The organism is Paenibacillus sp. QJM3NY_38, from assembly GCF_056173265.1.
In genome coordinates this window covers 5,185,518-5,204,441 of record NZ_CM149665.1, presented here as the reverse complement: position 1 = coordinate 5,204,441, position 18,924 = coordinate 5,185,518, and the positions used below count along the sequence as shown (strand labels likewise).

Sequence of the window (18,924 nt, the reverse complement as noted above, 5' to 3'; positions counted from 1 at the left end):
TCCTATTCAAGCAATAGCATTGACATCCTGTAGCAAGAACACTGAATGAATCGTGTACATGTTAAGCTCTGAATGTTTTCAAGAAGTCCACGGCAAGCTTGATATCCGCTTCCGGATTGGCTTTCACTTCACGTTCGATGGTCAGATACCCCGTATAGCCAATATCCTTGAGAGCTTGCAGGTAAGCATTCCAGTTCACGCCGCCTTCGCCAAGCGGCACTTCACGGAACTTCTCGCCCGATTCCGCCATATCGGCAATTTTGTCATGGTCAAGGGCAGGTGCCTCGTATCCGAAATCGCCGTATACATCACGAGGGTCGATATAGTCAGCCAGCTTGATTCCGTCCTTCGCGTGTGTATGAACGATATAATCCTTCAGGTTGTACACACCCTGAACCGGATCGTCTCCAGTGACCATGACCATATTGGCTGGATCAAAGTTAACGGACACACCGTTGGAACCCAGACCATCCAGGAATGATTTCAAATGAGCCGAAGGCTCCGGACCTGTCTCGATGGCAAAGAATGCGTCCATGGACTTCGCGAATGTGCTAAGCTCCAGGCAAGCTTTGTGCATCGTTTCATATACGCGGCTGTTATGATCTTGCGGCACGATACCGATATGCGTGGTGATGATATTGGTTCCCAGCTCCAAGCCGAGCTCCATGATTCGTTTGGATTTCTCGATTTTAGCCGCATTCTCAGCAGGGTCCTGGAAGCCGTGTCCGCCAAGGTCACCCACGAGGGCGGAGATTTCAAGTCCCAGTGAATCGATGTAATCCTTCAATTCTTTTCGCGCCGAGGCAGAGAGGTTGGCCGGATCCATTTCGCCATGAACGGCATAGATCTGTACGCCGTCTGCACCGACTTCTCGGGCTTTAAGAAGACCGTCTCTTACTCCAACCCGAAAGCTGTCAACAATAACGCCAATTTTGTTAGGCATGATAGGCTTCGACATCCTAATATCCCCCTTATATCATCCTTGTGTCATCCATCGTCCGTATAACTTAAACCTCATTCCAGGTTTTACGGAGATATTCCAATCCAAACTTAGCTCCCGTACGGCAATCTTCCATCCCTTCGAATTCAATCGAGATGTAGCCGTCATAACCGGATTCCTTCACGATGCGAACGACTTCCGGCATATCGATATCGCCTTGGCCGACAATCGCGCCACGCAGCCAGTTGCCGCTGGAGGTGTTAAACCAACCGGATCCAGGCGCGCGGTGAGCCGGGCGATAATAGAAGTCCTTGAAGTGAACCATCGATGCCAAGCCGATGTTGTTCTTGACAGCCACAGTCGAAACCTCATCTGCACAGAGGAAGTTTCCAATGTCCAGGGTTGTTTTGAAGTTAGGGTGATTAACGGTCTGAACGAGCGCTTTGACGCGGTCGCTATGTTGAATGAAATACCCGTGGTTCTCCACGCTTGTTGTAATGCCGCGTTCTGCCGCGTAATCCGCTATGATACGGCATGCATTGGCCAGGCGGGGAAGTTCCTCCAGGAAATGCGTGATGGACAAGTCCTTGGAAGAGCCTACGTCATGGCGCATCAGCTTAACGCCAAGCGCGGCCGCAATGTCCACTTCGCCTTTAACTCTTTCAATCTCCGCTTCATATGCAGCATCATCCAATTCCGCAAAATTGGCGCCGATGGCATAGTTGGAGATCTCAAGCCCTTTGGAAGCGGCATGGGATTTAATTGTATCGATCAACTCCGGCGTTTCCTTCAGGTTAAAGCCGAGCGGAACGATTTCGATATGCTCTCCGCCGATTTCTGCAACGTAGTCGATGACATCAGTAATGGTCATTTCGCCTTTATTCATGGCCTGGTACAGGCTGTATGAGCTTATTCCAAGTTTCATAAGAGAACCTCAACCCCTTTTTCGGCGGATTCATAGATCCCGCACAGAATCTTCATGATCTCAACGCCGTCTTCCACCGGGCTGAGAGGTGACGTGCCGTTCTCGATGCTGGAAATGAAATGATCAACTTCGCTTTGGAAAGCTGCGTTGAAATCGAATCCTTTGTTGTCCGTTTGAGGCTGGATGTTGATGATGGTATCGTGTTTCTCCGTTACGATGACCACTTCTGGATCAATCTCGAATCCGCCCTTGTCTCCATACAATTTAACGGATTGCAGATTCTCCTTCGAGTGCAGCGTGAAGCTGACGTCCACCAGCAAAGAGGCGCCGTTTTCAAAACGGATCATCGCATTCGCCATATCCTCAACCGTGTTCTTCTCCGCGTCATAGTCAGCCGCTTTGTAGAAGGAGAGGTTGCGAACATTAGAGCGATTCCCCAGCTTTCGGTATGTATTGGCGCTGACGGAAACCGGTTTTGGACGACCCATCATGTACCAACACAGATCAATGACATGCACCCCGATATCGATGAGAGGTCCGCCGCCGGAACGTTCAATGTCAGAGAACCAGCCGCCTGGATTGCCGAGACGACGAACGGAGGAAGCCTTCGCGAAGTAGATCTCCCCGAATTCACCCTTGTCTGCAAACTCGCGGAGCATCTGAGCGTTAGGGTCGTAACGTCTTACGAAGCCGACCTGAAGCAGTTTGCCGGAAGATTTAACAGCTTCCTGTACTTGAAGCGCTTCCTCAACGGTACGGCAGAGAGGTTTCTCAACCAGGACGTGTTTGCCCGCATTCAGTGCCGCAATGCTGATTTCGGCATGCGTATTGTTCCAGGTACAGATGCTTACTGCATCGATTTCCGGATCAGCCAGAAGTTCGTTATAATTGGTGTAGACTTTGGTAGCACCGTATTTTTCAGCTGCACGCTGTGCTCTTTCTTCATTTAAATCGCACACGGCGAGCAAATTCGCGTTCGCATGTTTCTCATAGGATTGCAAATGCATAGCAGAGATCGATCCCGTGCCAATGACGCCAACATTAATAGATTTCATGAGTTCACTCCTCTGAATTTACTGCATTACACTTTCGTATTATAATGCTTTTAGAGGAAGACACCATGATAAACCGTGCTGTTTGTTTGTACAATTGTGCTGTCTTACTGGAAGGAGATCAGAGCATTGGACAAAACACTGCGAGAACCGATGACGATGCCGGATCCTCAGTTTCCGATTAAGGTTCATCGTTGCGAGTTTGATGGCCGGGGACAGGTATTATTTAATCATCACTGGCATGAGCATCTTGAAATTCTATATTTTGTTTCGGGGGAAGCGACGCTGGAATGCGGCTCGTCCACCTTTACCGCCAAGGAAGGCGATATGATCGTCATTAACCGGAATGAACTGCATTACGGCCTCAGCCAGTCGGACCATTTGTTTTATTATGCGCTAATCGCGGACTTCTCGCTGCTGCAGAGCCATTCCCTGGATGCGCCCGAGATGAAATTCATCACGCCGATCACCCAGAACCGGCTGATCTTCGAGAACCGAATCAGCGGGGATGATGCGCTAGCCTCCATGCTGTCTATCATTCATGAGCTGGAACAGCAGGAATTCGGTTATGAGCTGGCCGTCAAATCAGAGCTGTATCGGCTGCTTACGCTGCTTGTTCGAGGTTATGTAGCGACGGTTCTTACCCTGGATGAGTACGTAGAGCGGATGAAGAATGTGGAGCGGTTTGCCCCGATATTCAAGTATATCGAAGAGCATTACCGGGAGGATTTATCAGTGGAGCTCCTATCCGGCATGGCGGGTCTCAGCCGCTTTCATTTCAGCCGGCTGTTCAAGGAGATCAGCGGCCGGACCGTGACGGAGTATGTGAATGAGACGAGGCTCAACCGGGCGGATTATCTCCTTCGCGAGAGTCCGCTTACCGTATCCGAAATCGCGGCTGCGACCGGGTTTAATGATATTTATTATTTCAGTCGAACCTTTAAGAAATATAAAAGCATGGCTCCATCGGCTTTACGGAAAAAGTGAGAATCGGCTTTAACGGTTCTGAATAGGCTCCATGTAGACATAAGTATAAAAGCAACCTATAATGAATAATCATATTTATTGCATAAAGTGGCGGAGATAACGGAGAACCCTTTTGCTTAAATGCGTACTGTATTTGGTATGCATTTTTAGCAGAAGCGGTTCTTTTTTTGAAATTTTCTTATGATGGAATAGGTTCCTTATTTTAAATTCAGAGAGGAGAATGACAGGTGGACACAAGCTTATCCGCCAAGATGCGGACCCAATATTTGCAGGACATGTCGGCAAAAAAGCTGGATGTGCTGGTGATTGGCGGGGGTATCACGGGTGCGGGAATTGCTTGGGACGCCAGCTGCAGAGGGATGAGCGTCGGATTGGTGGAAATGAATGATTTTGCTTCGGGAACGAGCAGTAGATCAACGAAGCTGATTCATGGCGGTCTTCGGTATCTGAAGCAAGGAGAGATCGGCTTGGTACGTGAGGTGGGTTCTGAACGGGCACTGCTTCACCGGAGCGCTCCGCATCTGGTGGAGCCTATTCCCATGCTGCTCCCAATTTATAAAAAAGGCACTTATGGTTATCTTGCCAGCGCGATCGGATTGTATCTGTACGACTGGCTGGCAGGAGTCAAACGCAGCGAACGGCGCAAGATGTTCCGGCGCGAGAGAACCTTGACCCTTGAACCGCTCTTTCGAAAGGAGGGATTGAGAGGTTCCGGTTATTATTATGAATACCGAACTGATGATGCTCGATTAACGGTGGAAGTGATGAAGTCTGCAAGGGCCAAGGGAGCGCTCATCGCGAATTATGCCAAAGCCCAGGAATTCATGTATCGAGGAGGAAAAGTAGTAGGAGCTCAAGTAGAAGACCAAGTGAGTGGAAAGACCTATACGATAAACGCCAAAAAGATCATCAATGCCGCCGGGCCATGGGTGGATCAGGTCAGGCTCAAGGATAATTCGCTCAAGGGAAAGCGCCTGCTCTTAACAAAAGGCGTTCATCTGGTGGTGGATCATGCCAAGCTTCCCATACGGCAGGCTGCTTATTTCGATGTCCCGGGTGGCCGAATGATTTTTGTCATTCCAAGAGAGGGCAAGACCTACATCGGAACGACTGATACCGTTTATGAGGGGGCGATTGAGACGCCTGGTATTACCGAGGAGGATCGGCGATATCTGATCGATGCGGTGAATCATGCTTTCCCGGAGTCAAGGCTGGGACCGGACGATATCGAATCCGGATGGTCGGGCTTACGGCCGCTCGTCCGTGAGGAAGGAAAGGGTCCTTCGGAAATATCGAGAAAAGATGAGATGTTTATATCCGATTCCGGTTTGATCACCATTGCGGGCGGAAAAGCTGACCGGATTTCGGAAAATGGCCGAAAAGGTAGTGAATCTTGCAGCCAGACAGCTTCAAGACGCCGACGGCACCATCTATCCTCCTTGTACGACGGATCGGGTTCCCATCAGTGGGGGCGACCTGAACGGCTTTACCTATGAGGAGGTTCAGAAGAAGTTGATCAAGCAGGGTGAATCCCTTGGTATCAGGCCTGAACACATTCTGAGCCTCATGAACAGGTACGGCTCCAATACGATGGAGCTGATGAACCGGGTCGCTGCCTCTTCGCAGGAAGCGGAAACGACCGAACTTCGATTGTTACGTGCGGAAATCGAGTATTCCATGGAATATGAGATGACGATGACCGCAGTCGATTTTCTGTTAAGAAGAACGGGCTGGTTATTATTCGACCGGCAAAAAACCGAGCGGACCATTGCTCCCGTCATGAGGCTGATGCGTGAATATTTAGAGTGGAATCAAGAGGAAGTCGACAGGCAATGGGAGCTGCTGCAGGATCAATTGCAATTGGCATGGGGCGTGGCGGAAGGCAGCAGGATAGAACGGTTTACGGATCTGCCGGATCGGGAAGACGTCGCAGGATCGCGTTCCGACCAGGAAGCCGGGCATTCCTCCGTCGTGTCGGCGATGAATCGATAGGGATCTTATTTATCAGGATCATCTTGTCAAATGTAAAATGTGGATGTAGTATAACCATATAAAGTTATAGAGCTGGGCAGAGATGATGAGAAGCCCTTTGCATAACGAGAACTTTCATTTGTGATGAATGAAGGCTTTTTCAATGCAAAGTGCTTCTCATTTTTTTGTATCCGCATGGAACCGCTTGTCCAAGGACTAAAGGGGATGACACCGTCATATGTATACTTTACGGATGGGGACTGTGGGTCCATAACAGAACTGATCTGGCCAGAACATGTCCAATTTACGTATACGGGCAAAATTACAGATTGAACATGCAGAGGAGAACGAAACATGGATCATTATTCAGGGTATATTTTTGATTTGGACGGTACGATTTATCTTGGGGCTGAGGCCATTGATGGTGCGGTGGAAACCATTCATTATTTGCAGGGACTGGGTAAGAAACTATTGTTTTTGACCAACAAAACGATAGATTCCAGGGAAAACTATTTGAAGAAATTAAGGAAGCTTGGCATCCAAGTTGAGCTGAACAACATATTGAACCCTGCGCTCGTTACGATTCATTATCTTCAGAAGCATCATCCGGGCGCAAACGTGTATGTCATTGGCGAGGATATATTGAAGAATGAGCTGCTGGACAATGGAATACGATTCGCCTCAGCGCCGGAGGAAACCGACGTTGTGGTTGTATCGTGGGACCGGGATTTTCACTACCGCCATCTTGATTTTGCATATCAGGCGATTAAACGGGGTGCGGATGTGATTGCCACCCACCCGGATCGAACATGTCCGATGCCTGGCGGCGATGTCCCGGATTGCGGCGGCATGATCGGTGCCATCGAAGGCACCGCCGGCATTACAATCACGACCGTCATGGGCAAGCCCTCCGTCTTGACGGCATTAACAGCTCTTGATATTTTGGGAGTGAAGGCCGAAGATTGTCTGATGTCAGGGGATCGGCTGGAGACGGATATCAAGATGGGAAATCAGGCAGGGATGAGTACGGCGATGGTGCTGACCGGCGTATCGAGCAGGGACGATCTGATGGACAGCAGCGTGAAGCCCACCTATGTATTGAATTCGGTCTACGATATTTATCTCAGCGGTACTGCCGTGAAGCAGGCAGATGAAGCAAAGTCATGAGCATGAACAAAAATATGCCGGGGCAACGGGAGAATTGGAGATGTTGCGGCGGCAACGAGGTGAAGACATGAAAACCAGTGTTGAAGGTGCACAACGAATTTCGTATTGCTTGAAGCGTAAGCCCATTATTACTTCATTAATGAATGCCGATGAACTCCCTGCTGTGCTGGCGACTGAATCGAATATCGTGTTTATTCTCAAAACCGATATTTTTATCATCGAATCGATCGTTGAACAGATTCGGGAGGCGGGCAAGCTCTCGTTTGTGCATTTTGATCTGATTGAAGGGATCGGTAAAGACAAAACGGGGGTTAAGTATTTAGCTGAAAAGGTGGGCATTGACGGTATTGTCACGACAAAAAACACGGCGATTGTAGAAGCGAAGAAACTGGGGTTGTTGACGGTCCAGCGTCTGTTTGTATTCGATTCCGTTTCGCTGGACAACGGGATCAAGATGATTAAGGCCTCCAATCCGGATGCCATTGAAGTGCTGCCGGGCATGGTGTGTCAGCGGATCATGGAACGGATTCGTGCAGAAGTGGACGTGCCCGTCATCGCTGGAGGACTCATGATCGATTTGGAGGATTTTGATACGGCTTTGAAGAGCGGTGTAATTGGCATATCCACCTCCAGCAAAGAGCTATGGCGCTGGCAGGATGAACATATGGTATAGCGAAGAGCCGCCTTACATGACAAAGAGGGGTGGAGATTAGGGAATGGATGTGTTTCAACTGGATACGCAAACCATGCTGATGCGGCTGCTGTTCGCTGCATTGCTTGGCGGTTTAATCGGTTGGGAGCGGGAACGCAGAAATAAGCAGGCCGGTTTAAAAACCCATCTCTTGGTGGCTGTCGGATCAACGCTGATTATGCTGACTTCCATTTACGGTTTTGATTCTGCACTGATTAATCATCCCAATGCGAGGTTTGATCCTGCCCGGCTGGCGGCACAAGTTGTAAGCGGTATCGGTTTCCTTGGTGCCGGGGCTATATTGCGGCGTTCCAATCATATCATCTCAGGTCTTACCACGGCGGCAACTCTTTGGGTGGCGGCTGCAATCGGTTTAAGTGTGGGCTCCGGTTTTTACTGGCCGGCGATCATAACGACGGCGATCGTTCTGGTCAGCACGCTGGTGTTAAATAAATTGGAATCGAAATTTCTTTTTATCAAAAAGTCAGGCAGCTTGAAGATCATCATTGAGGCCGGAGACCGTCCGGTTCATGTGAGTACCATTACCGAATTGCTGCAAAAGGCCAATATGACGGTGGAAGGCATGATCGTGAATAATGACACGACGGAAGACGATTCGACCAAGGTGACGATGGAATTCCGGGTGTATTCTTTTAACAGCAAGGGAATTAACGGATTATTCGAGCAGTTGTGGCAGGTAGAGGGCATTAAGCAGGTTCGCATGAACTGGCGGGATTAAGGGCTTCTTGTATGGATTGATGAGCAAAAATGTTACATGATCAGCTCCTATGATTGGACCCAGCATGCTGTACAGGGCTGAGCCCGGGTGGACCCGGGCTCAGCTTTTTTATGTATGTTTTCTATGGGGGCGGCAGTTGTATTCAAGGACGAGCTTCCTAAGGCCTGTACTCGAGGACTGTCAAAAGCCGAGATGCTTCTGGCAATCAGGAATTGGGCCGCGTAATAAGTGGTCATAATCCAGACGTTCGAATAGCGGATATCGGCAACAGTCCCGATAACAGAAGATAGTGAACTTTAGAGGCATGGGGCGGGAATTGCCGATAGGCAAACAGGATGATGAGCCACATCGGAATGAGTTTGAACAGGAGTTTCACGAGCAAGGGCTCGGACGGAATGAAGAATATATAAAGCAGACTCATGATCAGGATGATCAATGGCAGCACGTATCGTTTCAACTATAAACCTCCCCACATAATGTAATCTTCATGTTTAGACAATTCTTCTTACAGCGTCCCAATCCCTCTTTCTAATCTTTCGCATGAAAAAGGAATGTAAAGCAAATAATGGAGTTAACTTGAGCTTTGAAGGATGGGGGTACCGACATGATACGCTACCGATCTCGAAACCGTCGCCCGATTCCCGCAAAGAAATCAGAGGAGCAGGCGGTGTCCTCGAAGTCAGGGTCATCCGTGATTTCCGGCCATATACAAGAGCTGCTCGATCGCATACGGACCGAGTCCGGAGACAGCCCGGATATTGTCACCCGGCGTTTGAAGCTGGGCGGTGAGCCTGAGGAGAACTGTGCCATTGTATATTTGAACGGACTCAGCGATCCTGAGATGGTCAACAATTTCGTAATGGATTCTCTTCTGCGTTTAACCCCTGATTTATATAAGGGTGAAGAGCCTGATGCCTTCCTGGACAACATTATGAAGGATGGGCTGTCGATGGGCGAATCCAAAATAATGACCGAATGGAACGACATGATGCTGGCCATTCTGTCAGGGGACACGGTCATCCTGCTGGAAGGTGCTGAGAAAGCCATCGTAGCCGGCACGCAGGGCGGAGAATGGAGATCCGTTACCGAGCCGACCTCCCAGCTTGTAGTTCGCGGACCCAAGGATAGCTTCGTGGAGTCCATCGCTACCAACATATCCCTGATCCGGCGGAGGCTAAAATCCCCCGATCTCTGGCTGGAGACCATGAAAATCGGATCCGTAACCCATACCCACGTAGCTCTTATGTATGTGAAGGGAAAAGCAGATCCCGGGATCGTAAAGGAGATTAAAGAACGGCTGAATGATATCGAGATTGAAGGGATACTGGAATCGGCTTATATCGAAGAATTTATTCAGGATAAAACGGTAACCCCTTTTCCCACGATCTATAATACGGAGCGTCCTGATGATGCCGCCAGTAAATTGCTGGAAGGCAGGATCATCGTCCTGGTAGATGGTACCCCCTTCGTCCTGGTCCTTCCAACGGTATTTGTTCACTTTTTCCAATCCCCCGAAGATTATGCACAGCGATTTGATATTGCGATTGTGATGCGGATTGTCCGTTATCTCAGTTTTATTATTCTGATCCTGGGCCCATCGGTTTATATAGCCCTCACCACCTTTCATTACGAAATGGTGCCGACCTTATTGCTAATCAGTTTGGTTGCTCAACGGGAAGGGGTGCCGTTTCCCGCCTTTGTCGAAGCGATGCTGATGGAAATCGTATTTGAGATTCTGCGTGAGGCCGGGGTGAGGATGCCCAGAGCCATCGGGCAGACCGTCTCGGTTGTTGGTGCTTTGATCCTGGGACAGGCAGTCGTTGAAGCCGGCCTGATTACGCCAGCGATGGTCATTGTCGTGGCTTTAACCGGTATTGCAAGCTTTGCCATACCGGCCTATAACCTATCCATCGCCGGACGCTTGATACGGTTCGCTTTTATGGTGCTGGCCGGCTTGTTCGGATTTTACGGGTTGACGCTGGGATTAATCATCCTTGTTGCCCATATGAATAGTCTCCGTTCGTTCGGAGTTCCCTATTTATCGCCGATCAGTCCTTTTCGATTGCGGAATCAAAAAGACGCTGTCATCCGAATGCCTTTCAAATCGCTCCAAGCGGAAGCCTTGTCCGCATCTCATTCGGGCAGTAATCGAGGTACAGGGGAAGCTGCATCGCAGGAAGCCGGGAATCCATCATCCGGTTTACACAATCGGAATGCCGGAAGGGATAACAGTGATACGGGGGACCAGAAGACGGCTGTTCCGGCCATTGAGTCCAATCGTAATTAACGTTAGGGGTGTAGCCGGAAAATGTTCAGATACAGATGGTTGATTAGCATTCTCCTGTGCTGCTGCCTGAGCACGATAACAGGCTGCTGGGATGCGACTGAATTGAATAAGCGGGCCATTGTCGCCGGTATCGGCATTGACTGGAAGGAAGAAGAGCAGCAATATATGATTTCCTTCCAGACCATCATCGCGGATGAAATATCCGGCAAAACAGGCAGGGGAGCGACACCTACATCCATATACAAGTCATCCGGAAAAACGATCGTTGAAGCGATGCGTAATACGTCCCGTAAATTGCCGCGTATCCTGTCGCTAGCCCACACGGGGTTGATCGTCATATCCGACGAAGTGGCCAGAAACGGAATTATCGATCTATTCGATTATTTGGATCGTGATTCCGATATTCGATTAACAACCGAAATAATGGTTGCCGCGGAAGGACAAAAGGCAGAAGACGTGGTTGCCGTACTGACGCCTATCGGAAAGATTACGGCTTTTGCGCTTGTACAGAAGATTGAGTTAACCTCAAGGCAGTTAAGCGAGAACTTCCGTGTTGAGGTAGACGATGTCATTCGGGATCTGCTCGTTCCCGGCGGCGGGCCTGTCATTAACGGCGTCATGATCGAAGGAGATGAGCAGCAAGCCGTAAAGAAATCCAATCTCGAAAGCTCGAAGAGTGCAGGCCTGGGTGTTATTTCCAATCTGGCTATTTTTAAAGGAGACAAACTTAAAGATTGGATGACCAGGGAAGAGAGCAAGGGAACCGTGTGGATCAAGGATAAAATGCATACAACGCCATTAAATATAAGTCTTGAACATGGACAAGGCGAAATTGCATTGGATGTCATGCGATCGAAGACCCGGCTGGAAGTGAAATTTAAAGAACCGCTTCAACCCGTTATCCACATATTCGTTGAGCCTAATTTCTCGATCCGGGAAGTGATAAGCGACATCGACCTGCGGAATCCGGAATCGATGAGAACGCTTGAAGCAGCTGCTAACCAAGAGGTGGGTCGTATTCTGAAATCAGCCGTGAAGAAGTGTCAGAAAGCGAATAGTGATATCCTCGGATTCGGTCAAACGGTAGAACGCGCCAGACCAGAAGCCTGGCACAAAATGAAGGGTCGGTGGGATGTGATCTTTCCGCAGTTGGAAGTGGAATATCATGTGAAATCCGTTGTGCGTAACTCTCAGATGAGAGATCGCTCCTTTAAATACAACATGAACAACCAGTAAAGGGGAGCTTAAAGGTGAAGGTGAAAATCAGTCCGCTGCAGTTCTTCTCGCTGCTGGTTCTATTTCAGTTCGGAACGACGCTTGTCGTGAACATGGGACTGCAGGCCGGTAAGGATTCCTGGATTGGGCTACTGATTGGCATGGTGATCGGAACGATGATGTATTCGCTGAATGTTTATTTGTACACCATGTTTCCTGATCATCTGCCGACGGTTTATTATCGAATATTGCTTGGGAAATATTTAGGGGGATTGTTGGGAGTATCATACTGCGTGTTTTACCTGTATACAGGCTCCAGAGATATCGTAGATGGAGGGTTGCTGGTAATGGCTTCGGCAGCCCTTAAGGAGACCCCGCTTCTCATTGTCAATTTGATCATGGTGATGACCGTCGCTTTTGTGCTGCATCAAGGATTGGAGGTGCTTGGGCGCACCGCTTTGATTTTCTTGGCGATTGTTCTGCTGATCGGCGTATTCAGCGCTCTGGTTATCGTATTTTCCGCAATCGTGGAAGTCCATCGCTTGCTTCCTGTTCTGGGTAATGGCGTACAACCCATCATTCAATCCGTAGTGAAAAAAAATATGCACTTCCCGTTTGGGGAGCTGATTGTTGCTACAGTTCTCCTTCCACATCTGAGCCGGCAGAAGAGCGGGATCAAGGCGGGGTATTGGGCTATTTTATTCAGCGGAACGATGCTGGCGCTAACCTCTGCCGTTACCATTTCCGTCCTTGGCGAGAACATTGTGGAGCGTTCGGTTTTTCCTTTGCTGACGATGGTCGGAAAAGCCAATATTTCGGAGTTCATTGAACGGACGGAAATTTTGATCGTGATGGTTCTGATTATTGGTGTGTTTTTTAAAATAAGTCTGTATTATTATGCCGCATTGATCTCTGCATCCGAGCTGTTCAACATTCCCTATCAAAAATTGATCTATCCATTCGCTTTAATCATGCTCGGGAACTCGATGATTCTTGCCCGTTCGTATAGCGAGCATCTCATGAAAGGAAGCCAGCATCTATATATGGTTCTCCCTATATTTTCAATCGCTGTCCCCTTGGTGCTTGTTGTGATCGGTTTGATTCGCAGAGCAAGCTCCAAAGGAAAGACAAAGTCCGACTCTAGCTCCGGTTCATGAACCATGTCCCGCGTTTCCAGGACTTTGGCTTGAATCACGGGGCTTTTTATTTTTGAATGCTCGGTAACAATCAGGAAGGAGCAGTAGGCATAGCAGCACCGTAACCGTCAGCTTCTCTACGATGGAGAATAGAGTGAACTGCCAGTTGATCATGAAGTTGTACCATGGGAACCCGAACAGACAATCTGTAAGCACGGTATAAGACAGGCAGAGAGTACCTAACAGCAGGGTGATCGCATATTTTTTGATATACATCGTTACTTCCTCGCATTTCCTATTGTTTATGACTTGCCAATCCATGACAACGTTGTATTAGTATGAAGGGTTTATTGAATAAACATACAAAGAAGAGTTATATCCAATCGAACCAAGCGTTGAAAAGGGGCGAATATGAACCGACAGGAACAGAAGTTTAGCAAAATGCCGTTTATGGATGGGCCTAAGGGTTATAGATCTTTTATAATGGAAATGGATCGTGAACTTTAGCTTAGGGAGGGAGAGCTGGTGATGAAGAAACGTCAAGGCGTGAGAAGGCTGCTGGCCGGTATCATGACGGCAGTGATAGGGATAACCGGTTGCATGTCATATGGAGGAGAAGTTTGGGCTGTGGACACATCCTCAGGCAGACCTATCGAAGTTCGAGTGAATGGAGGTCGGCTTCTGCTGGAATCGCCTCCCTTTATTCATAACGACAGGGTGATGGTGCCTTTCCGCGGCATTTCAAGAGCGATGGGAGCCGAAGTTCGCTGGGATCAAGCCAAGCAGACGGCCATTGTGAGTAATGGTAAACATACGACAAGCTACACTGTGGGGCAGAATCACGCCATCAAGGACAGCAAAGCTGTAACTCTGGATGCCCCGCCACTGCTCAAGGATGGACGTGTTTATATCCCGCTTCGCTTCTCGGCAGAGGGTCTTGGGGGCAAGGTTGTCTGGAATAACCAGGCTAAAGAAGCTATGATCTATCCGCTGCTCACACCGAAGGAGGCAGAAACTGCCCTGTCCAAGAAGAGTAATCAGGCAATAACACTTTTGAAAAACAAGGATTTTGAGAAGCTTGCCGAGCTAGCTCATCCCGATGGGATTACCTTTTCCCCTTATGCGCATGTTGATCGGCAGAAGGATGTCACACTTAGCAAGCAGCAGCTGAGGAAGGGATTTAACCACGACACCTTATACCGCTGGGGCGAGTATGATGGCAGCGGAGAACCGATCTCCATGAATTTTGAGAGCTATTATCATAAATTCGTTTATACCCTTGATTTTGCCGCAGCGCCATGGATCGGTTACAACCAATCCAAGAGCGAAGGAAATACGGTGAATAATGCAAGCAGCCAGTATAAGGGAGCTGTCATCGTCGAGTATTATTACGAAGGAGTTCATCCTGATTATGCGGGGATGGATTGGGAAAGCCTCCGGCTTGTATTTGAACCACATGGAGAGGAGTGGGTGTTGTCTGGCGTGATACATGATCAATGGACGATCTGAAAATAGACTTGTTCTGTCGAAACCATTATGAAGTTTGATGGTTTCGACAATTTTTTTAAAAAAATGCTTGCTTTTTAACTTTGAGCATTATATACTCTTAATTACGGTGATCAACTCGATCACGAATTACATAACATGCGGTCGTGGCGGAATTGGCAGACGCGCACGGTTCAGGTCCGTGTGGGCTAACCCCCGTGGAGGTTCGAGTCCTCTCGACCGCATCTATGAAGCAAAGCTGTTTTTCAAGTGAAATTTAACTTGAAGAACAGCTTTTTTCGTTCCTCTTCATGTGGTAATCGCGTTATACTAAACTGGAGGAACCGTTCATCTTTAGGGTGAATTCAATGGAGTGGATTTATAATATTTGGCCTGTTAGCAGAAGTTACTGGCGGGTTATTTTGAATACAAGGGGTGTGATCCTGTGATAAAACCTCGAAAAGGGCTGGGCTTTATTTTGTTGATACTCGTTGCTGTGAGTTTATCTGTTGGATGTCAACCATCGGATAAGGGGAATGTCGCTGAGCGATCGGTGGAATCTTCGAAGGAGGATACCCGGAAGGCAGAGCCCTCTACCGGCACAGAAGAATCTTTAGGTGGAGGGGATCACGCGGCAGGAAGCGGTGCCGTCGCAGAACAGGATGATACGGACGTTGCTCCAGACAATCAGGCCGCTGAACCCGATGTGGATTTAGCGGATGTGACGGCGGTCCGGCTCATTAATCATAGCTCGGGCTGGATCGGCGGAGAAGGCTGGATAGCTTTTAGTGATAACGGTGGCACGGAATGGGAGGTTCAGGCTCAGCCAAAAGGCACCGTACGCCAAATCTTTGCGCTAAATGGCAAGCAGGCTTGGACTGTGATGGAGAATAACGATCTGTACCGCACAACGGATGGCGGTGAGACATGGATTCGGATTGGAAGCACGCCGAATGCCGGATTTCTCCATTTCATCTCGCCTGAAACAGGATTCAGCGGGCAAGCTAAAACCGAGGATGGGGGCCAAACCTGGAGCAGCCTGGATATACCGGATACGACCGCCAGCAGTCCTGTCACTGGAGCTATCACCGATGAAGCTACCAGAGCTCCCAAGAACGAAAAGGATGCGTCAGGATCGCTGTATGTTGTTAACACGAAACCCCATAACTGATTCATAACAAAGAAGACCGAGGCTCTCCGGTCTTCTTTTTCTGGTTATGCCTCCAATCTCAGCAAGAAAGAGGCAGAACGATGAACATCATATCGTTCATTTAGGGAGCTCTTTAAGGTAGCTCTTTAAATATTACTCGTGAGCCCAGCCATAGACCAGCGGCAACTCCGAATAAGCCGAAGAGGGCCACCAGAACGATCAGATTAAAGGAGTGCCAACCAAGCAGGAATCCAATACCGCTTCCCATGGTTGTTCCGGTGAGCAATCCCAGTGCAGCGCCAATCTGCTTATGACGTAACATCATACTCACTCACCTCAATTGTTGGATGATGCGAACGGAATGTTACTTGTATTCCCTGATCGTCTGGAAATATGCCATAACAGAAAATATGCCCGGCTTAGCCGGATCGACCCGGCAAGCTGAGCATTGGTTGGAATCATAAGTATGGTTACGTTATAACAGCAGTTTTAATTATGAATTTTGCTTTAATGCGCAATCTGCGAATAGAACAGATTTAGGGATCCGGAAGAACTGTTCTGCTTTTTCCTGGAACGCTGCGGATGGTACGGTACCCTGGTGCAGCCATTTGCGGAATGTGCCGGGATGTACGCCGATCCAGCGGCTAACATCGCTTACCGACAAGTCATGAACCATGCACAGGCCAGTCAGAATCCGATTGCTGACGGGTGAGCGTGTCAGGGTGCGTTTCATGAAGCGGGAAGGTGCCGGCTGGCAGATTAAAGGTGACTTGTCCAGCAGTTCCTCCCTGAAGAGAATGTGACGGGGATAACCCAAATAGTCGCAGGCCTTCTCCAGGTTGTTTTTTCCGGGAACGCGCCCCTCATATACCCATGCGCTGACACTACGGGAGGATACTCCCAGTTCCTCGGCCAATTGCGACAATTTGATATCGTTGGCCATAAGTACGGCTAGTAGGACGCGGTTGCGAATTTGGCAGCGGGTCGGCCGGCGAAAGCGCTTGACTCGCACACCTTTCCCCAAATATTTACGATTGATCAGGGACCACGCCTCAATGGAGTGTTTTTCTTGCTGCAGTTGTGTAGGCATAATTCCTCCGATTTTTTTAACACAATACTACAATATTCGACACTCACTTTTCAATAGCCAATTCTAAAACAATTGTTTCCATTTCGTTGTTACCTGATTTATAAGTCGGACGTATTGGTCCGATAGACCTACTCGTTTAAATGATTATTATAAAGCATTGTTCGTTTTTTGGTGGATATTACAGGTGTGATTGGCGTTTACATCGGGATTTTATAGAGTTAAACACGAACAATTGATGAAATACCACTTGACTCATTCGTGAATTCGTTTTATATTAACAATGGTTGATGAAGAAAAAAAGATGCTTATTCGTATATCCCTGAAAATAAGGTTCAGGGGTTTCTACAAGGGACCTTAAATTCCTGACTACGAATAGGATGCGCAAGCATACCTATTCGGAGCAGGACTTTTTTGTGCCCGAATAGCGGTGTGCACAAAGCGACAGTCAAACACACAGGGGGATATGATGAGCAAATATGATGTTATCGTTGTTGGTGCCGGTCCGGCCGGTATTTTCGCTTGTTATGAACTGACGTTAAAGTCACCAGGCAGCAAGGTGCTATTAGTTGACAAGGGACATGATATTTACCGGAGAAGCTGCCCGATCCTGGAGGAGAAGATTAAGCTCTGTCCACCGGCAGTAGGACGTAAGGAATTTGCCGGTTGTTTGCCGGCTTGCTCGATTACAGCCGGATTTGGCGGGGCAGGAGCATACAGCGACGGCAAATTCAACATAACCACGGAGTTTGGCGGCTGGATGACCGATTATTTGCCAGGCTCCAAAGTCATGGAGCTCATCCAATATGTGGACGCCATCAATCTGGAGCACGGAGCAACACCTGCCATTACGGATCCGACAACAAATGCGATCCGGGATATTGAACATCGTGGATACGCAGCGGGCCTGAAGCTGCTTCGCGCTCAGGTAAGACATCTTGGAACCGAGCAGAATTTGGAGATACTGAAGTCGATATATGAATATTTGAAGACAAGAATTGATATGGCTTTTCGGGCGGAGGTCGAGGACATTGTCACCGTCAAAGAAGACGGAGCCCATCGCGTTACCGGCATCGCAATGAAAGGCGGGGAGGTCCATGAGGCGAATTTGGTGATGGTCGCCCCTGGCCGTGACGGCTCTGCCTGGTTGACCAGTGTATTGAAAAAACGCAGATTGAAAATGCATAATAACCAGGTGGACGTGGGCGTTCGGGTTGAAACCTCGGATGTGGTCATGCGCGAGATCAATGAGCATTTGTATGAAGGCAAATTCATCTTTAACACCTCGGTGGGAACCCGGGTGCGTACGTTCTGCAGCAATCCTTCCGGTCATGTTGTGGTTGAGAACCATAGCGGGGTTATGGCAGCCAATGGCCATTCTTATAAAGATCCGGCATTGGGATCGGCCAATACGAACTTTGCGCTGCTCGTATCCCATAAGTTTACGGAGCCGTTTGACAAGCCTAACGAATATGCGCGTGAAATATGCAAGCGGGCTAACGATCTATCCAGCGGCGGGGTTATTGTGCAGAAATACGGGGACGTGCTCCGCGGCCGGAGATCCACCGAGGGCCGAATTCGCGAAGGGTTTCTGGAGCCGACGCTGAAGGAAGCCGTTCCAGGTGATCTTGGCTTGGTGCTGCCGTACAACACCATGAAAAGCCTGATCGAGATGGTCGAAGCGCTTGATCAAGTCACGCCGGGAATCGCGTCGGAGCACACGCTGTTCTACGGGGTGGAGGCCAAGTTCTACTCCGCCAGACCGAAGCTGACGGAGTCCTTCGAGACGGAAATTAAGGGACTTTATTGTGGCGGGGATGGTGCGGGCATTACCAGGGGGCTTGCTCAGGCAGGAGCCGCCGGCGTCTGGATTGCCCAGAACATGCTGAACCAATTAAGTTCGTGATTCAGCGTCATTCCCTTAAATAGAGTGTTGATTTCAGGAGCACGCTCTGGTGTAAGCCAGACGCTGCTCCTATTTGATCAGATCTGGCGCTGCCGATATGTCCGATATGTTGGTGGGAGCGATTTCTTTTTCCGGACGAACGGGGTATGATAGATACGAAAGATTTACATACATGCTAGAGATGGA

Annotated in this window: 17 protein-coding genes, 1 tRNA gene, 1 pseudogene and 1 riboswitch; of the genes and pseudogenes, 12 read left to right on the top strand and 7 right to left on the bottom strand. The window is 48.9% G+C overall.

The genetic code is table 11. From position 1 onward, the window contains the following. Nucleotides 1-61: 61 nt before the first annotated feature. From AC0VZ8_RS24105 to AC0VZ8_RS24095, 3 genes are read right to left on the bottom strand one after another with little or no spacing between them, the layout of a single operon-like run. On the bottom strand, nt 62-958 hold the full coding sequence (locus AC0VZ8_RS24105; protein WP_194543927.1) for a sugar phosphate isomerase/epimerase family protein: 897 nt from the start codon (nt 956-958) through the stop codon (nt 62-64). A gap of 49 nt (nt 959-1,007) precedes the next feature. After that, a complete protein-coding gene (locus AC0VZ8_RS24100; RefSeq protein ID WP_113060682.1) occupies nt 1,008-1,865 on the bottom strand; it encodes a sugar phosphate isomerase/epimerase family protein in 858 nt (285 codons plus the stop codon). After that, a complete protein-coding gene (locus AC0VZ8_RS24095; protein WP_071223154.1) occupies nt 1,862-2,920 on the bottom strand; it encodes a Gfo/Idh/MocA family protein in 1,059 nt (352 codons plus the stop codon). Before AC0VZ8_RS24095 ends, AC0VZ8_RS24100 begins: the two co-directional genes overlap by 4 nt. A 126-nt stretch (nt 2,921-3,046) precedes the next feature. On the opposite strand from AC0VZ8_RS24095, the gene AC0VZ8_RS24090 reads away from it, so the two are divergent. The 5 genes and pseudogenes from AC0VZ8_RS24090 (at nt 3,047) to AC0VZ8_RS24070 (ending at nt 8,472) form a co-directional block, all read left to right on the top strand. Beyond that, nucleotides 3,047-3,904: an AraC family transcriptional regulator gene (locus AC0VZ8_RS24090; protein WP_260066266.1), complete on the top strand. Its 858-nt coding sequence runs from the start codon at nt 3,047-3,049 to the stop codon at nt 3,902-3,904. 227 nt (nt 3,905-4,131) lie between these two features. Further along, nucleotides 4,132-5,896 (top strand): annotated as a pseudogene (locus tag AC0VZ8_RS24085) (glycerol-3-phosphate dehydrogenase/oxidase). A 333-nt stretch (nt 5,897-6,229) separates the two neighbouring features. After that, on the top strand, nt 6,230-7,042 hold the full coding sequence (locus tag AC0VZ8_RS24080) for an HAD-IIA family hydrolase (RefSeq protein WP_260066263.1): 813 nt from the start codon (nt 6,230-6,232) through the stop codon (nt 7,040-7,042). Between the two features lie 67 nt (nt 7,043-7,109). Next, entirely contained in the window at nt 7,110-7,715 is a 606-nt protein-coding gene (locus AC0VZ8_RS24075) for a glycerol-3-phosphate responsive antiterminator (RefSeq protein ID WP_071223375.1), read from the top strand. A 43-nt stretch (nt 7,716-7,758) separates the two neighbouring features. After that, nucleotides 7,759-8,472, top strand: a complete 714-nt coding sequence (locus tag AC0VZ8_RS24070; protein ID WP_071223150.1) for an MgtC/SapB family protein — start codon at nt 7,759-7,761, stop codon at nt 8,470-8,472. 232 nt (nt 8,473-8,704) lie between these two features. Here AC0VZ8_RS24070 and AC0VZ8_RS24065 read toward each other — a convergent pair whose 3' ends face one another. Beyond that, entirely contained in the window at nt 8,705-8,929 is a 225-nt protein-coding gene (locus AC0VZ8_RS24065; RefSeq protein ID WP_071223149.1) for a hypothetical protein, read from the bottom strand. Between the two features lie 147 nt (nt 8,930-9,076). Between AC0VZ8_RS24065 and AC0VZ8_RS24060 the strand changes: the two genes are divergently transcribed. The 3 genes from AC0VZ8_RS24060 to AC0VZ8_RS24050 are packed head-to-tail and all read left to right on the top strand — an operon-like array spanning nt 9,077 to nt 13,131. Continuing rightward, entirely contained in the window at nt 9,077-10,759 is a 1,683-nt protein-coding gene (locus tag AC0VZ8_RS24060) for a spore germination protein (protein WP_475484655.1), read from the top strand. Nucleotides 10,760-10,780: 21 nt separating this feature from the next. Beyond that, nucleotides 10,781-11,995 carry a Ger(x)C family spore germination protein gene (locus AC0VZ8_RS24055; RefSeq protein ID WP_260066262.1) on the top strand — a complete coding sequence of 405 codons (1,215 nt, stop codon included), beginning with the start codon at nt 10,781-10,783 and terminating at the stop codon, nt 11,993-11,995. 14 nt (nt 11,996-12,009) lie between these two features. Further along, nucleotides 12,010-13,131, top strand: coding sequence for a GerAB/ArcD/ProY family transporter (locus AC0VZ8_RS24050; RefSeq protein ID WP_475484654.1), 1,122 nt, complete (start codon nt 12,010-12,012; stop codon nt 13,129-13,131). Here AC0VZ8_RS24050 and AC0VZ8_RS24045 read toward each other — a convergent pair. Further along, the gene (locus tag AC0VZ8_RS24045; RefSeq protein WP_071223145.1) at nt 13,126-13,386 is read right to left on the bottom strand and encodes a YczF family membrane protein; all 261 of its coding nucleotides are present in this window, start codon (nt 13,384-13,386) and stop codon (nt 13,126-13,128) included. The two genes, AC0VZ8_RS24050 and AC0VZ8_RS24045, sit on opposite strands and share 6 nt — an antisense overlap. A gap of 252 nt (nt 13,387-13,638) precedes the next feature. Between AC0VZ8_RS24045 and AC0VZ8_RS24040 the strand changes: the two genes are divergently transcribed. The 3 genes from AC0VZ8_RS24040 (at nt 13,639) to AC0VZ8_RS24030 (ending at nt 15,766) form a co-directional block, all read left to right on the top strand. Then, nucleotides 13,639-14,619 (top strand): copper amine oxidase N-terminal domain-containing protein, encoded by a 981-nt coding sequence (locus tag AC0VZ8_RS24040; RefSeq protein WP_475484653.1) that lies wholly within the window; start codon nt 13,639-13,641, stop codon nt 14,617-14,619. Between the two features lie 137 nt (nt 14,620-14,756). After that, nucleotides 14,757-14,840: transfer RNA gene (locus AC0VZ8_RS24035), tRNA-Leu, on the top strand. 200 nt (nt 14,841-15,040) lie between these two features. Continuing rightward, entirely contained in the window at nt 15,041-15,766 is a 726-nt protein-coding gene (locus tag AC0VZ8_RS24030) for a WD40/YVTN/BNR-like repeat-containing protein (RefSeq protein WP_475484652.1), read from the top strand. Between the two features lie 112 nt (nt 15,767-15,878). Here AC0VZ8_RS24030 and AC0VZ8_RS24025 read toward each other — a convergent pair whose 3' ends face one another. Both AC0VZ8_RS24025 and AC0VZ8_RS24020 read right to left on the bottom strand, forming a co-directional pair. Beyond that, the gene (locus tag AC0VZ8_RS24025) at nt 15,879-16,070 is read right to left on the bottom strand and encodes a hypothetical protein (RefSeq protein WP_475484651.1); all 192 of its coding nucleotides are present in this window, start codon (nt 16,068-16,070) and stop codon (nt 15,879-15,881) included. A gap of 168 nt (nt 16,071-16,238) precedes the next feature. Then, complete coding sequence (locus AC0VZ8_RS24020) at nt 16,239-16,835, bottom strand: helix-turn-helix domain-containing protein (RefSeq protein ID WP_071223142.1); 597 nt, start codon at nt 16,833-16,835, stop codon at nt 16,239-16,241. A 289-nt stretch (nt 16,836-17,124) separates the two neighbouring features. Further along, nucleotides 17,125-17,224, top strand: a riboswitch (purine riboswitch). A 77-nt stretch (nt 17,225-17,301) separates the two neighbouring features. On the opposite strand from AC0VZ8_RS24020, the gene AC0VZ8_RS24015 reads away from it, so the two are divergent. Beyond that, nucleotides 17,302-18,738 (top strand): NAD(P)/FAD-dependent oxidoreductase, encoded by a 1,437-nt coding sequence (locus tag AC0VZ8_RS24015; protein WP_475487753.1) that lies wholly within the window; start codon nt 17,302-17,304, stop codon nt 18,736-18,738. Nucleotides 18,739-18,924: the final 186 nt, after the last annotated feature.